This is a genomic window from Knoellia flava TL1, assembly GCF_000768675.1.
Taxonomy (GTDB): domain Bacteria; phylum Actinomycetota; class Actinomycetes; order Actinomycetales; family Dermatophilaceae; genus Knoellia; species Knoellia flava.
Map to the genome: position 1 here is coordinate 60,371 of NZ_AVPI01000034.1, position 14,126 is coordinate 74,496.

Annotated in this window: 14 protein-coding genes and 1 tRNA gene; 11 read left to right on the plus strand and 4 right to left on the minus strand. The window is 71.0% G+C overall.

All coding sequences use genetic code 11. The annotated features are described in order from the left end of the window. Window positions 1-6: 6 nt before the first annotated feature. Window positions 7-855, minus strand: a complete 849-nt coding sequence (gene rsmI, locus N798_RS11660; protein WP_035948704.1) for a 16S rRNA (cytidine(1402)-2'-O)-methyltransferase — start codon at window positions 853-855, stop codon at window positions 7-9. 51 nt (window positions 856-906) lie between these two features. Here rsmI and N798_RS11665 point away from each other — a divergent pair, with 51 nt between their 5' ends. The 9 genes from N798_RS11665 to N798_RS11700 all read left to right on the plus strand — a co-directional run bounded on the left by N798_RS11665 (window position 907) and on the right by N798_RS11700 (window position 10,493). After that, window positions 907-2,460 carry a dolichyl-phosphate-mannose--protein mannosyltransferase gene (locus tag N798_RS11665; RefSeq protein WP_035948705.1) on the plus strand — a complete coding sequence of 518 codons (1,554 nt, stop codon included), beginning with the start codon at window positions 907-909 and terminating at the stop codon, window positions 2,458-2,460. Between the two features lie 140 nt (window positions 2,461-2,600). Further along, window positions 2,601-6,212 carry a TM0106 family RecB-like putative nuclease gene (locus tag N798_RS11670; RefSeq protein WP_035948707.1) on the plus strand — a complete coding sequence of 1,204 codons (3,612 nt, stop codon included), beginning with the start codon at window positions 2,601-2,603 and terminating at the stop codon, window positions 6,210-6,212. 213 nt (window positions 6,213-6,425) lie between these two features. Beyond that, entirely contained in the window at window positions 6,426-6,968 is a 543-nt protein-coding gene (locus tag N798_RS11675; RefSeq protein ID WP_229708557.1) for an ABC transporter substrate-binding protein, read from the plus strand. 86 nt (window positions 6,969-7,054) lie between these two features. Further along, window positions 7,055-7,495 (plus strand): hypothetical protein, encoded by a 441-nt coding sequence (locus N798_RS11680; protein ID WP_035948708.1) that lies wholly within the window; start codon window positions 7,055-7,057, stop codon window positions 7,493-7,495. Between the two features lie 129 nt (window positions 7,496-7,624). Next, window positions 7,625-7,801 carry a hypothetical protein gene (locus tag N798_RS18155; RefSeq protein WP_156971715.1) on the plus strand — a complete coding sequence of 59 codons (177 nt, stop codon included), beginning with the start codon at window positions 7,625-7,627 and terminating at the stop codon, window positions 7,799-7,801. A 30-nt stretch (window positions 7,802-7,831) separates the two neighbouring features. Beyond that, window positions 7,832-8,914 (plus strand): sigma-70 family RNA polymerase sigma factor, encoded by a 1,083-nt coding sequence (locus N798_RS17830; protein ID WP_229708554.1) that lies wholly within the window; start codon window positions 7,832-7,834, stop codon window positions 8,912-8,914. A 1-nt stretch (window position 8,915) separates the two neighbouring features. Next, window positions 8,916-9,809 (plus strand): STAS domain-containing protein, encoded by an 894-nt coding sequence (locus tag N798_RS11690; RefSeq protein WP_035948710.1) that lies wholly within the window; start codon window positions 8,916-8,918, stop codon window positions 9,807-9,809. Further along, complete coding sequence (locus N798_RS11695; RefSeq protein ID WP_035948711.1) at window positions 9,806-10,201, plus strand: STAS domain-containing protein; 396 nt, start codon at window positions 9,806-9,808, stop codon at window positions 10,199-10,201. The genes N798_RS11690 and N798_RS11695 overlap by 4 nt, the downstream gene beginning before the upstream one ends. Then, window positions 10,194-10,493 carry a phosphatase RsbU N-terminal domain-containing protein gene (locus N798_RS11700; RefSeq protein ID WP_035948713.1) on the plus strand — a complete coding sequence of 100 codons (300 nt, stop codon included), beginning with the start codon at window positions 10,194-10,196 and terminating at the stop codon, window positions 10,491-10,493. Before N798_RS11695 ends, N798_RS11700 begins: the two co-directional genes overlap by 8 nt. Here N798_RS11700 and N798_RS11705 read toward each other — a convergent pair. Continuing rightward, window positions 10,490-11,497 (minus strand): YihY/virulence factor BrkB family protein, encoded by a 1,008-nt coding sequence (locus tag N798_RS11705; protein WP_035948714.1) that lies wholly within the window; start codon window positions 11,495-11,497, stop codon window positions 10,490-10,492. The two genes, N798_RS11700 and N798_RS11705, sit on opposite strands and share 4 nt — an antisense overlap. A 72-nt stretch (window positions 11,498-11,569) precedes the next feature. Next, window positions 11,570-11,758 carry a hypothetical protein gene (locus N798_RS11710; RefSeq protein WP_035948716.1) on the minus strand — a complete coding sequence of 63 codons (189 nt, stop codon included), beginning with the start codon at window positions 11,756-11,758 and terminating at the stop codon, window positions 11,570-11,572. A 243-nt stretch (window positions 11,759-12,001) separates the two neighbouring features. Here N798_RS11710 and N798_RS11715 point away from each other — a divergent pair, with 243 nt between their 5' ends. Further along, entirely contained in the window at window positions 12,002-12,667 is a 666-nt protein-coding gene (locus N798_RS11715; RefSeq protein ID WP_035948719.1) for a LuxR C-terminal-related transcriptional regulator, read from the plus strand. Window positions 12,668-12,750: 83 nt separating this feature from the next. Here N798_RS11715 and N798_RS11720 read toward each other — a convergent pair. Continuing rightward, window positions 12,751-12,823 (minus strand) — tRNA-Ala (locus tag N798_RS11720). Window positions 12,824-12,897: 74 nt separating this feature from the next. Between N798_RS11720 and N798_RS11725 the strand changes: the two genes are divergently transcribed. Beyond that, window positions 12,898-14,121, plus strand: a complete 1,224-nt coding sequence (locus N798_RS11725) for an AI-2E family transporter (protein WP_229708552.1) — start codon at window positions 12,898-12,900, stop codon at window positions 14,119-14,121. Window positions 14,122-14,126: the final 5 nt, after the last annotated feature.

A 14,126-nucleotide genomic window follows, 5' to 3' on the forward strand; every position in this document is an offset into this window, starting at 1 on the left:
CAGTCGTCAGCGCTGGGCGGCGAGCGCCGCGTCGTAGAGCGCCTTCTTGGACAGCCCGGTCGCGGACGCCACGTCGGCGCACACGTCCTTGAGCCGCTCCCCCGCGGCGACGCGGTCGAGGATCCCCTGGAGCTGGCTGTCGACGTCACCGACCGCGACGTCGGCGCCGGCGACGACGACGGTGATCTCGCCCTTGACGCCGTCGTCGGCCCACGCGACGAGCTCGACGAGCGAGCCGCGGCGCACCTCCTCGTAGGTCTTCGTCAGTTCGCGGCACACGGCGGCCCGTCGGTCACCGCCGAACACCGCCTCCATGTCGGCGAGCGACTTCGCGATGCGGTGCGGCGCCTCGAAGAAGACCATCGTCCGGTGTTCCTGCGCCAGGGCGCGCAGCGCCCGCACCCGCTCGCCGCCCTTGCGCGGCAGGAACCCCTCGAAGCAGAAGCGGTCGACCGGCAGCCCCGAGACGGCGAGCGCCATGAGCACCGCCGACGGCCCCGGCACGCACGTCACCCGGGCGTCGATGCCGATCGCGGCCGAGACGAGGCGGTAGCCCGGGTCGGAGACGGACGGCATACCGGCATCGGTGACGATGAGGACACGAGCGCCTTCGCGAAGCCTCTCGACGAGGTCCGCGGTCCGGGCAGCCTCGTTGTGCTCGTGGTAGCTGACGACCGAGCCGGGCGGGTTGACGTCGAGCGCCTGGCAGAGGCGGCGGAGGCGGCGGGTGTCCTCGGCGGCGATGACGTCGGCGGCGGCGAGCTCGTCGGCGAGACGGGGCGCAGCGTCGCGCGGGTCGCCGATCGGGGTGGCTGCCAGGACGAGCAGACCCTCGCCGGGCACGGTGGCAGTCATGGCGCGATCCTCCCACGGGCGGGCACAGCAACCGGTGCCTACGATGTGCCGGTGACCCGGACCGACGAGCTGCGTGCCCGCCTGCTCGGGACCCGACCCACCGACACCCTCTGGGGCTGGGTCGGACCGCTCCTCATCGCGGCCGTCGGCGGGTTCCTCCGGTTCTGGCACCTCGGCCGGCCCGACTCGCTCGTCTTCGACGAGACCTACTACGTCAAGCAGGGCTGGTCGCTCATCCAGCACGGTGTCGAGCTGCGCGTGGAGGGCAAGAACGAGGACGCCGACAAGCTCTGGAACGCCGGCAACACCGACGTCTTCAGCACCTCAGGCGACATGGTCGTCCACCCGCCGGTCGGCAAGTGGCTCATCGGCGCCGGCGAGTGGCTCTTCGGCCCGGAGAACCCCTTCGGGTGGCGCTTCGCCGTGGCCCTCCTCGGCACGCTGTCGATCCTCATCATCGGTCGCGTCGCGCGCCGGATGTTCGGCTCGACGATGCTCGGCTGCATCGCGGCGCTGCTCCTCGCCGTCGAGGGGACGCACGTCGCCATGTCGCGCACCGGCATCCTGGACATGGTCGTGTCGTTCTTCGCGCTCGCCGGGTTCGCCGCGCTCGTCGTCGACCGCGACAAGGCACGCGAGCGGCTGGCGACGTGGGGCGGGAGCCAGCCGGCCGGCATACCGCTGACCGCGGGTCCGTGGCTGGGAGTGCGGCCCTGGCGCTGGCTCGCGGGGCTCATGCTCGGGCTCTGCGTCTCGACGAAGTGGTCGGGGCTGTTCTTCCTCGCGGTCTTCGGGCTCATGACGGTCTTCTGGGACATGGGCGCGCGGCGTGCGGTCGGCATCCGTCCGTGGTGGCGCGAGGGCGTGCTCAAGGACGGCCCGTATGCCGCGGTGCAGCTCGTCGTGACCGCTGCGGTGACCTACGTGGTCTCGTGGTCGGGGTGGTTCCTGTCGAGCAACGGCTACCACCGGCAGTGGGACACGTTCCATCCCGGCGAGGGGATCCAGTGGCTGCCGGCGGTGCTGCGCAACTGGGTGAAGTACCACCAGGACATGTGGCAGTTCAACACCACGCTGTCGACGCCGCACTCCTACTCCTCGAACCCGTGGGGGTGGATGGTCCAGGCGCGGCCGACGTCCTTCTTCTACGAGGGCACGAAGGCCGGCGAGGGGTCGTGCACGGTCGAGTCGTGCTCGCAGGCGGTGCACACGATCGGCACGGTGTCGGTGTGGTGGGTCGGGATCGTGGCCCTGCTCGTGTGCGCGTTCTTCTGGGTCGTGCGCCGGGACTGGCGCGCCGGTGCCGTGCTGGCGGGGGTGCTCGCCGGCTACGGGCCGTGGTTCCTCTACCAGCACCGGACGATCTACGCGTTCTACACGGTGGCGTTCGAGCCGTGGGTCGTCCTGGGGCTCGTCTTCTGTATCGGGCTCGTGCTCGGCGGGCGGTCGGCGTCGCGGGAGCGGCGACGCATCGGTGCGGTCGTCGTCGGCGCCTACCTGTTGCTGACGATCGCGCTCTTCGCGTGGTTCTACCCGATCTACACCGGGCAGGTCGTGCCCTACGAGAACTGGCTGCGGCTCATGTGGTTCCGCTCCTGGATCTGAGCCCGCCGCCCCCGCACTTTTGCTCCCCATGAGGGAACGTTGCGGGTGCGGAGGGAACATTTTCCTCCGGTGGGTGCAGGTTCCCTCCGGATGGCTCGCGCCTCCGAGGACGTGTCGGTGGCTGTCCCTATCGTGGAGCCATGTTCCTCCTCCGTGACGACGGGCGGCTCGTCCTCAGCCCGAGCGACCTGCGCCTCGCCTCCCAGTGCGAGTTCGCGCTCGTCCGCGAGCTCGACGTCACGCTGGGACGCGTGCCACGGCCCCAGACCGCCGACGAGGCGATGCTCGAGCGGCTCAAGGAGCTCGGCGACGCCCACGAGCGGCAGGAGCTGCTCCGTCTCTCCGCGGCCCACCCGGGTCGGGTCCGCCAGTTCCCGCGACCGGCCTACGACCTCGCTTCCCTGACGGCCGCGCACGACACGACGATCACCACACTGCGCGGTGACGACACCGACGTCGTCTTCCAGGCGACGTTCTTCGACGGCGGCCTCGTCGGTCACGCCGACTTCCTCGAGCGCACCCCCGAGGGATGGCTCGTCTGCGACACGAAGCTGGCCCGCCACGCCTCCGTCCCCGCGCTCCTCCAGATCGCCGCGTATGCCGCGCAGCTGCGGTCCGCGGGCATCGAGACCGCGCCCGTGGCGCGCCTCGTCCTCGGCAGCGGGCAGAGCACTGACCACCTGCTCGACGACATCCTTCCCGTGCACGCCGCCCGGCGAACCCGCCTCGACGAGGTCCTCGACGAGCACCGGAGCGACGACGGGTCGGCACGGTGGGGCGACGAGCGCTGGCTCGCCTGCGGACGCTGCGAGGTCTGCGAGGCCGAGGCCGAGGCTGCGCGCGACGTCCTGCTCGTCGCAGGCGTGCGCCTCCCCCAGCGGCGCCGGCTCATGGAGGCCGGGGTCAGGACCATCGACGACCTCGCGGTCCGCACCGAGCCGGTCCCCGACGTGCGTGAGTCGACCCTCGCCCGCCTGCGCGAACAGGCCCGGCTGCAGCTCGTCCAGGAGTCGGACCCGCAGGGCAGGGTCGTCGCCGAGGTCGTCTCGGCCGCGGCGCTCCAGGCGATGCCCGAGCCGAGCGACGGCGACATCTTCTTCGACTTCGAGGGCGACCCCCTCTGGCGCGAGCGGGGCTCGTCCGACTGGGGCCTCGAGTACCTCTTCGGTCTCGTCGAGGTCGACGGTGTCGACGTGGCGGCCGGGGAGAAACCGCGTTTCGTGACGTTCTGGGCGCACGACCGCGAGCAGGAGAAGCAGGCCCTTGTCGACTTCGTCGCCTACCTCCACGAGCGGCGCCGCACGTGGCCGGACCTCCACGTCTACCACTACGCCCCTTACGAGAAGTCCGCCCTGCTCCGCCTCGCCGCACGTCATGGCGTCTGCGAGGACGACATCGACCAGTTCCTGCGCGAGGGCGTCTTCGTCGACCTGTATGCCGTGGTGCGCTCGGCCGTCCGCGTCTCGCAGCGCTCCTACTCCATCAAGAAGCTCGAGCCCCTCTACATGGGCTCGCGCACCGCGGGCGTGGCCAAGGGCGACGACTCGATCGTGGCCTACCACCGCTACGTCCTCGCCACCGAGATGGACGACCACGCGACGGCCGACCGCGAGATCCGCGACATCGCCGACTACAACGAGGAGGACTGCGTCTCGACCCTGCTGCTGCGCAACTGGCTCCTCGAGCGCCGCGTCGAGACCGAGGCGACGGCGAGCTCCGCCAACGGGGCGACGGCTGCGCCCCTCGCGGGCGACGGCTCACTCCCCAACGTCGACACTCAGGTCCCCAGCGACTCGCGGCTGGCCCTGCTCGAGCTCGAGCGACTGCTCCGGGCGACGGTCGACGGGGTCAAGCCTCAGGACCGCACGCCGGAGCAGCAGACGGTCGCGATGGTCGCGGCCACGCTCCTCTTCCACGCCCGCGAGGACAAGCCGTTCTGGTGGAAGCACTTCGACCGGCTCCGCCTGCCGGTGTCGGAGTGGATGTCCGACCCCGGCGTCTTCGTCATCGAGAGCAGCGAGCTGCAGGAGCCATGGCGACGTGACACGCCTCGGCAGCGTCCGCGCCGGACGATCGTCGTCAAGGGCGAGCCGATGGGCGGCGTCCTCCTCGGGCCCGGGTCCGACGTCTCGGCGGTCTACGGCTGCCCTCCCCCGCTGGGAGTCGAGGCGCTGCCCGGTCACCTCAACGCGAAGTCGTCGGCGACCGTGCGGGTCATCGGCGCCGAGGACGTCGTGGCTCCCAACGGGCACGTGCACCAGGTCCTCACCCTCGAGGAGCTCATGCCCAAGGACGGCGACGAGCACGACTGCGTGCCCGTGGCGCTCGTGCCGAGCGGCATCGTCCGCACGACCAACATCGACGCCGCGCTCGAGCGGCTCGCTCGCCGCGTCCAGTCCTCGCTCCCGGACCTGCCTGCCGGCGCCGGGGTCGACGTCCTGCTGCGCCGTCCGCCGCGCCTGCGCTCCGGTCGACCGTTGCCCGCCGTCGGCGACGGCGACGACCGCCACGTCCGCGCCATCGAGGAGGCGCTGCTCGACCTCGACCGGTCAGCGCTCTCGGTGCAAGGCCCTCCAGGCACCGGCAAGACCTATGTCGCGTCGCAGGTCATCGCCAGCCTCGTGCGCGAGCACGGGTGGCGCGTGGGAGTCTGCGCGCAGTCGCACGCCGCGATCGAGAACGTCCTGGCCGCGGTCGTCGAGGCCGGGGTCGCTCCCGAACAGGTGGCGAAGATGACGAAGGAGCGCGCCGAGCCCCCGTGGACCGACCTGGCCTCGGCCGACGACCTCGCCGGGTTCGCCGCCGAGCAGGAGGGCGGTTATGTCATCGGCGGCACGGCGTGGGACCTCACCAACCCGAAGCGGGTCCAGCCGGGCCAGCTCGACCTCCTGGTGATCGACGAGGCGGGGCAGTACTCCCTCGCCAAGACCCTCGCCGTCTCGGAGTCCGCCGACCGCCTGCTCCTCCTCGGTGACCCGCAGCAGCTGCCCCAGGTCTCACAGGGCACGCACCCCGAGCCGGTCGACGACTCGGCCCTCGGGTGGGTGATCCGGGCGGAGCGGGAGGACGAGCGCGTCCTGCCGGCCACGCACGGCTACTTCCTCGAGACGACGTGGCGGATGCACCCGGCCCTCACCGAGCCGGTGTCGCGCCTCGCCTACGAGGGCCGCCTGCTCTCGCACGAGGACCGGACGGCCAAACGGACCCTCGAGGGCGTCGAGCCCGGGCTTCACGTGCGCCTCGTCGAGCACCGTGACCGGGCGCAGTGGTCGCCCGAGGAGGCTGACGTCGTCGTCGGGCTCGTCCGTGACCACGTGGGCCGGTCGTGGCAGACGTCGCCCGACGAGGACCCCCGGCCGCTCGGGCAGGGCGACATCCTCGTCATCACCCCCTACAACGCCCAGGTGGGCACCCTCCGCTCGGCGCTCGACGCCGCCGGCTTCGAGGACGTCTCGGTGGGAACGGTCGACAAGTTCCAGGGCCGCGAAGCACCCGTCGCCATCGTGTCCATGGCGGCCTCCGCCCACGCCGACGTGCCACGTGGCATCGGCTTCCTCCTCGACCGGCACCGGCTCAACGTCGCGGTCTCGCGAGCCAAGCACGCGGCATACCTCGTCCGTTCGAGCGTGCTCACGGACTTCGCACCGCGCACGCCGGACGAGCTCATCGCTCTCGGCGCCTTCCTCGGGCTGTGCGAGCGGGCCGTGTCGCAGGAGCTTGCGCACCCGGACGCGTCGACCCCTTCTGCATGACGCGAAGGTTGCACCCGGTCCTTCTCGTGCTCTGAGCGTGTCCCCCGCATCGATGAGTGCGGGTGGTCCTGGTTCGAGGGCTCGTGACGCGTCATGGCCTGCGCCCATTGGCGTCTTCATCGGTGTGAGCGGGAGATGGCGCGACGTCCCCCTCCACGCCACGGACGGAACCAACGCCACGGGGCCCACAGGCGCCCCATGAAGGAGTACGTCATGTTGAAGTCCAAGTTCGTCGGAACCGGGACCGCGGTCCTTCTCGTCGGAGCCCTCGGTGCCGGTCCCGGGGTGGCAGCCGCCAGCGCTGCACCCACCTCCAAGGCCGTCGCCGCCGCCCAGCCGGCCGCCACGACGCTGCCCGTCACGGGCACCTTGCCCAACGGCACTGCCTTCACCGGCGCACTGAGCAACCTCACGACGAGCGTCGTGAACGGTGTCGTTCAGCTGTCCGGCACGATCACCGGCACGGGCCTGCCCCCCGGCGGCACGACCTTCACCGCGCCGATCCAGGACATCGCCGCTGCCGGACCCGGCGGGTGCAGCATCCTCAACCTCGACCTGGGCCCGCTCAACCTCGACCTCCTCGGCCTCGTCATCGACCTGGCCCCGGTGTCCCTCGACATCACGGCGGTCCCCGGAGCCGGCAAGCTGCTCGGCAACCTGCTGTGCGCCGTCGCCGGTCTGCTCGACAACACCGGCAGCCCGCTCGGTGGCATCGCGGCGCTGCTCAACCGCCTGCTCACCGGTCTCGGTCTCTGACGACCCTCCCGATCCCTCCACCGCGGTGGCGCCGGTCCTCCCGCCGGCGCCACCGCACCATCGACCACCGCCCCTGGAGGCGAGTGATGACCGTGATCGCCTTCCGGCCCAGGCCGCGAGCCGGCGGCCCGCGGCTCGACCAGTTCGAGGACGCGCCGTTCACCGGGACCTTCCGCACACCACTGGGACGGCTCTCGACGGTCGAGGGGCGTCTGCGTGTGCAGCGCCTCGTCCTCGTCCCGTCGGGCGTCTTCGTCACCGGCGTCTTCGTCGCCGAGCTGCGCGAGGCCGACGGCACGTTCATCGGCATCGACAGCCGGAGGGCCACCGTGCCGGCCGACCTCGTCCGCCGGGACGACGGCCTCCGACCGGTCGTCCGGGCCACGCGGCTCAGCCTCATGGGCCTCGAGCTGCAGATCGCCCCGTTCCCCGTCGACCCGCGGCTCACCCTGACCGATGACCGCACGGCTCCCGCCCGGGGTGAGGGGCCGTCACCCCGCCGGGGGCACCTCCGGCCGGCACCGTGAAGATCGTCGCCCTGACGAGCCCACTCCTCGTGCTCGTCCTCGTCCAGGCTCTCCACCACCTCGAGGTGTGGGCGGGTCGGGGCGGCGGCCGGAGGCGGTCTGCCGAACCGGACCGGACCATCTCACCCCATGACAGGACACCCCGTGCACCAGCACCTCCCGACCCACCACGACGACGGCTGCGAGCAGCCACTGTCACGGGAGACCCCACCCCCGCCCGGCTACGAGCCGCCCTTGGAGGACAGCCCCCTGCTCGACCACCTCGCGGATGACGAGGTCGACGTCGCAGCAGGTGAGAGCCCCTGACCGGTTGCTGCGAAGCGTAGGGTCGCACGGGTGAGCCCAGCGGAGGCGATGCCAGAGCCGCCGGAGGGGAGCCACGACGTCGACGTCGAGGCCCTCCTGCCGATGCTCCGCCGCATCGTCGGGGCCAGGATGGGCGACCACCCGTCGGCCGAGGACGTCGTCCAAGAGGCGGTGGCCCGCGTGCTCGCCGCGCAGGACCGGATCGAGCCCCGCACGCTCGAGGCCTACGCGATCCGCACGGTCCGCAACGTCATGGCCTCGGTGTGGCGTCGCGACGACACCGACGCACGCAACCGGCACCGCACCCACGACCCCAGCCGACCGGAGGACGGCGAGGAGATCGTCGTCGCCTCCGAGGAGAGGTCCGCGATGACCGAGGCGCTCGCGCGCCTCTCCGACCGGGAGCGGGAGCTGCTGCTGGCCCACGAGGTGAGTGGTCACTCCACGAAGGGGCTCGGCGAGGCCACCGGCAGCTCACCCGGAGCCGTCGCGGCCCAGCTGGCCAGGACGCGCGCCCGCCTGCGGGTCGAGTACCTCCTCGTCCTCGAGGACGTCGAACCGCCGACCGAGCAGTGCCGCCCCGTGCTGCTCGCGCTCTCGGCCGCGGACCGGCGCCGGCAACGTGAGCTGGACGCACCACGGCACCTGCTCGAGTGCCCCACCTGTGCGCGGCTCAGCGAGCCGCTCCTCGGACGGACGCTTCCCCGACAGGACGAGGTGCACGTCCCGATCAGCGGAGACCCGGACATCGTCGCCGCGCGACAGGCCGCGAGGGAGCTCGCGGCCGACGCCGGGGTGACGGGCACCGACCTCACGATGCTGGCGACAGCGGTCTCCGAGGTCGCCCGCAACATCGTCCGCTTCGCCGGCAACGGTGAGGTGACGATCGAGCTCGTCGAGCGTCCGCGGGCCGGCATCCGGGTCGTCGCCCGCGACACCGGACCCGGGATCCCCGACGTCGACGAGGCGCTGCGCGACGGGTTCAGCACCTACAACGGCCTCGGGCTGGGCCTGCCCGGCGCTCGGCGGCTCATGGACGAGTTCGCCGTCGAGTCGGTCAGCGGCCACGGCACGACTGTCACGATGACCAAGTGGTTCGAGAGGAAGGCATGAGATGAGCGACCCCAACCCGGACCAGCGCACCGCGGACGAGGTGTCCGTCGAGGCTCAGCAGCTGCTGCCGCAGCTGGTGGCGCACCTGAGGGAGCACCGCGCCACCCTGCGCGACGCGTGGGTCGGGCGCATTCGTGACGCCCACCTCCTCGAGGCGATGACACCGCAGGAGATGGCCGCGGAGACGACGTCCGTCTACGACAACTACGTCGAGGTCCTCGAGACCGGCAGCGTCGAGGCCCTCCAGCACTACGCGCGCGACCTGTCCGAGCGAATCATCCCCCGCGGTGTCGAGACGCACGAGGTCGTCGGCATCGTGCTGCTCCTGCGAGACGTGCTCGCCCGCTCGCTCTTCGAGAAGTACCAGGGCGACGTCGCCCTGCTCAACCACGTCCTCGACGCCTACGAGCCGGCGGCCAACCGCATCGCCAACACGGTGGCGGTGAGCTTCGTCGACGAGCGCGAGCGCGTCATCCGTCAGCAGCAGGACGCGATCCGCGAGCTGTCCACCCCCGTGCTGCCGGTCCGCGAGCGTCTCCTCATCCTGCCGATCATCGGTGTCCTCGACAGCGAGCGGGCCAAGCAGCTCACGGTCCAGCTCCTCGGCGGCATCCGGACGCACCGGGCCAAGGTCGTCGTCATCGACATCACCGGTGCCCCCGACGTCGACCAGACGGTGGCGAACCACCTGGTGCAGACCGTCGACGCCTCCCGGCTCATGGGTGCGAGCGTCATCATCACCGGCCTCTCGCCGACGATCGCGCAGACTCTCGTCACGATCGGCGTGGACCTCAGCAAAATGAACACGATCGGCGACCTGCAGGGCGGGCTCGAGGAGGCCGAGCGTCTCCTCGGATACCACGTCTCCCGCAAGGAGGTGACGGACGGCTCGTGAGCTCCGGACCGGCACTCGTCTCGATCCTGCGACAGGGGGACATCCTCGTCGCGTCGGTCCACACTGCCCTGGACGACGCGGAGATGGTCCGCTTCCAGGAGGATCTCGTCGAGCAGATCGGTCAGTACAGGGCGCGCGGCGTCATCATCGACGTCGCCGCCCTCGACGTCATCGACAGCTTCGCCGCCAACACGCTGCGGTCCATCGCCGACATCGCCCGCCTGCGAGGAGCGCACACCGTCATCGTCGGCATCCAGCCCGACGTCGCCTTCGCGATGGTCAGCCTGGGCATGGGTCTCGCGGGGGTCACCACGGCTCTCGACCTCGAGGAGGGCCTCGCCCACCTGGCCGGCATACGGGCAGGCACCCGGAGTGGGCCGAGCGGTGGGTGAGCTCGAGGACCTGACGCGCGACTACCGCGTGGCGTTCCAGCGCTACCTGCCGCAGCGCAGCGAGGCCGCGCTCACGCTCGGCTACGAGCTCGGGAGGTCTGCGGTCGACCGCGGCACCAGCCCGCTCGAACTCGTCGACGTCCACCACGTCGTGCTCTCCGAGGTCCTCGCCGACGTGCGCGAGGACCGGACGCAGGAGGTCGTCGCGGCCGCGGCGGAGTTCCTCCGTGAGGTGCTCGCGACCCTCGACATGGTGCAGCGTGGCATCCGTGCGGAGGACGAGGGCCCCTAGCGCCGGACCGAGCCCGGCCCGTCGTCCGGCACCGGCGGGTCGAGCGGGCGCTCGAAGTCGACGTCGATCTGCTGGTACTGCTTGAACCGGCCGATCCGCGCCTGCTGTGCATAGGCGCGCCGGTCACCGTCGGTGAGGTCGACGTCGTCGGTGAAGGGGGTGAGCAGCGCGCGCGGGTGCAGGTGGTGGGCCCGCACGACGTCGGCTTCGGCGAAGAAGACCGCCCCGAACGCCGCGAGGTGGAGGAAGGCGAAGAGACCGATGACGAGCCCGAAGACGCCGTTGGTCGCCGACGTCGAGCTGATCGCACGCTCGACGAAGCCGACGCCGTAGTACTGGAGTCCCTGCCACGTGAGCGCCGCGCCGATGGCACCGACGGCGACCTGCTTGAGTCCGAGGTCGAGCGCGACGGCCCGCCGCATCCCGAGCCCGAACGCCAGCGCGGTGAAGAGGAACGTCGCCACCGTGACCGCAACCCGGGTCGTCAGCGGGTACTCATTGATCGCCCGGGCGCTGATGACCGAGACGGCGGTGGTGAGCACGACGAAGAGCAGGATCGTCAGGAGCAGGAGGAAGCTGCGTCCTCGGGCGTGGAACGGGTTGGGACGCGAGTTGCGGGGCACGCCCCACACCGTGTTCATGGCGTACTGGAAGGCCTGGCCGACCCCGAGACCGCCATACAGCGCGACGACGCTGCTGATGACGATGCCGGTCGCGCTGCCGCGCAACGTCTGCGGCTCACCCAGCTGGGCGCCGATGACCGGGATCTCGGACAGGGCCGAGTCGAGCAGTCGCTCCTGGAGGTCGGGGTAGCTCGACAGGACGAAGCTGAGGACGGTCGTGAAGATGAGCAGCAGCGGGAAGAAGGAGAGGAACGCGTAGTAGGCGATGAGCCCCACGAGGTAGCCGGCCTGGTCGTCGAAGAACTTGTAGACGACCGCGAGCGGGTAGCCCACGACTGGGTGCTTGCGCTGGAATCGGTCCAGCGAGTCGACGACGCCCACCCGCGCATTCGACCACACCGCTGGCTATCGACAGCGGTGCCGCTCCTGCGATGGACTCGCGCCGGGCGAGCCTCAGCGTCGCGTCGAGCGCTTCGAGCGCGTCTGCACTTGTGCCAGTCCGGCTGCTGCGACTCCGGCGAGCAGGACGAGGACGGCGCCGACCCTGAGCATCGACGGGCGCCCGTGGATGTCGGCGACGTAGATGGACAGCACGGCGCCGAACATGCCGTAGCCGAAGGCGAGCCACAGGACGGCGACCATGGCCCGGTCCATCACGAGACTCGCCGCTTGCGCCCGCGGGTGATCTGTTCGGTGGGTCATGTGGTTCACGCTGCCACGCGAGCGGACGGCATAGGACGTTCGGAGGGGGCCATGTCGAATGACCCAGTCCTTTCGGACCAGACGCGGATCAAACGAAGTCCTTCGCCTGCGGATGCGGCGACCCCACGGTCACGATGAGGGAGGGGCAGGCGCCGAAGGAGCGCCCCAAGGAGGGGGACGCTCGTGATTCGCATCGTCATCGCCGACGACCAACCGCTCTACCGACGCGGGCTCGAGATCGCCATCGGTCTTGAGGCCGACCTCGAGCTCGCGGGTGAGGCGTCCACTGTCTCGGATCTCCTGAGATCGGCCTTCGACCACCGGCCGCACGTGCTCCTCACCGAGGTGACCCTGAGCGGGGAGAGCACGGTCAAGGCGTGCGCGGCGGCCGTCGAGGCGTCGCCCGGCACGAAGCTCGTCCGGCTCACCGACTCCGAGGACCCGGAGGACCTCTTCGAGGCGCTGCGCAGCGGTGCGACCGGCTACCTCCTCAAGTCGATGCACATCGCGGAGATCATCGACGCCATCCGTCAGGTGGCCGGCGGGGCCGTGGTCGTCCCGCCGCCCATGTCGACGTGGCTCGTCGCCGAGATATCGAGGCTGGGCACCTCTCCCGAGGCCGACCTGTCGGCGCCGTGGGGCCTCTCGCGCCGTGAGATGGAGGTGCTCCGCAAGGTCGCGCGAGGCAGCAGCAACGCGGTCATCGCGGCCGAGATGTTCCTCAGCGTCAACACCGTGAAGAACCACGTCCGAAGTGCGGCGCACAAGCTGGGTACGACCTCGAGGACCGAGGCGGCGCTCAAGGCGGTGAAGGAAGGGCTCATCGACCTTCACGACGTCGACCTCTGACGCGCCACCAACAGCCCCGGGAACGAGAAAACCCCCGCCCCGACCGAGCACATCGGTGCTCGTCGGACGGGGTTTCTCTCGGGTGGAGCTGAGGGGATTCGAACCCCTGGCCTTCTCATTGCGAACGAGACGCGCTACCAACTGCGCCACAGCCCCTTGAGCGGGCATCACGATAACACCGGGGACGGCCACGGACGAAACCGGCGCAGGCGCGGCATACGCTCACCACCATGCGACTTCGTATGCCGTCCGCCAGGGTCGGCCGGACCGACCCGGCGGACCTCCCGCGCCTCGGCGCCCCGCCCCCGTCGACGCCGGCCCGGACCTCCACGACCGACACCGTCGACGACGACCCGACCCACCAGCCGGCCGCGTGGCAGGTCCCGATCGGGGTGCGGACGGCGAGCGAGTGGGCGTGGCGGCTCCTCGTCGTGTCGGCCGCGGTGCTCGGCGCGCTCTGGCTCTTCGCCTACCTCTCCGAGGTCACGGTGCCGCTCATCGTGGCACTGCTCCTCGCCGCCCTGCTCTACCCCCTCGTCAAGTTCCTCTCGCGAGCCCTTCCTCGCGGCGCGGCCGCCGGCCTCACCGTCGTCGGCACCCTCGCCTTCATCACCGGGATGCTCAGCTTCGTCGGGTCGCAGTTCACCTCGCAGTTCAGCGACATCAGCGACCAGGTGGGTCAGGGCATCCTCGAGGTGCGCAGCTGGTTCCGCGACACCTTCGGCATCACCGACAACCAGGTCGACGACTGGATCGACCGTGCCCGCGAGCAGCTGAGCTCGAGCGACGGCAACCTCGGCGAGACCGCGGCACAGGCCGGGCTCACCTTCACCCACCTCGTCGCCGGCTTCTTCATCGCGATGTTCGCGCTCTTCTTCTTCCTCTACGAGGGTGAGCGGATCTGGGCGTGGGTCGTGCGTCTCTTCCCGCGCACGTCGCGCGACAGGGTGCACACCTCCGGTGTCATCGCCTGGGGGCAGCTGTCCGCGTTCACCCGGGCGACGATCCTCGTCGCGGCCGTCGACGCCCTCGGCATCGGCCTCGTCGCCGCGGTGCTCGGCGTCCCCTTCGCCTCGGGCATCGCCGTCCTCGTCTTCTTCGGCGCCTTCGTCCCCGTCGTCGGTGCGCTGGTGTCGGGCTCCGTCCCGGTCCTCCTGGCACTCGTGGCGCTCGGACCGGTCAAGGCGCTCATCATGCTCGGGGGCGTCATCGCCGTGCAGCAGCTCGAGTCGCACGTGCTCCAGCCGTTCCTCCTCGGCCGCGCCGTCCGCGTCCACCCGCTCGCGGTCATCCTCGGCATCGCCGCCGGCGTCGTCGTCGCAGGCATCATCGGTGCCCTCATCGCCGTCCCGCTCGTCGCGGTGCTCAACGCCGTCGGGCACCACCTCCTCGACGAACGCGAGGTTCCCGAGGACCTCGAGGAGGAGGTCGAGGAGGCCGACGCCGAGCGCTGACCCCG

Coding starts and splice junctions, on each gene's coding strand:
- N798_RS11680 (WP_035948708.1), top strand. CDS start 7,055: ATGACCGTGATCGCCTTCCGGCCCAGGCCGCGAGCCGGCGGCCCGCGG.
- N798_RS11690 (WP_035948710.1), top strand. CDS start 8,916: ATGAGCGACCCCAACCCGGACCAGCGCACCGCGGACGAGGTGTCCGTC.
- N798_RS11725 (WP_229708552.1), top strand. CDS start 12,898: ATGCGACTTCGTATGCCGTCCGCCAGGGTCGGCCGGACCGACCCGGCG.
- N798_RS11675 (WP_229708557.1), top strand. CDS start 6,426: ATGTTGAAGTCCAAGTTCGTCGGAACCGGGACCGCGGTCCTTCTCGTC.
- N798_RS11670 (WP_035948707.1), top strand. CDS start 2,601: ATGTTCCTCCTCCGTGACGACGGGCGGCTCGTCCTCAGCCCGAGCGAC.
- rsmI (WP_035948704.1), bottom strand. CDS start 855: ATGACTGCCACCGTGCCCGGCGAGGGTCTGCTCGTCCTGGCAGCCACC.
- N798_RS18155 (WP_156971715.1), top strand. CDS start 7,625: ATGACAGGACACCCCGTGCACCAGCACCTCCCGACCCACCACGACGAC.
- N798_RS11710 (WP_035948716.1), bottom strand. CDS start 11,758: ATGGTCGCCGTCCTGTGGCTCGCCTTCGGCTACGGCATGTTCGGCGCC.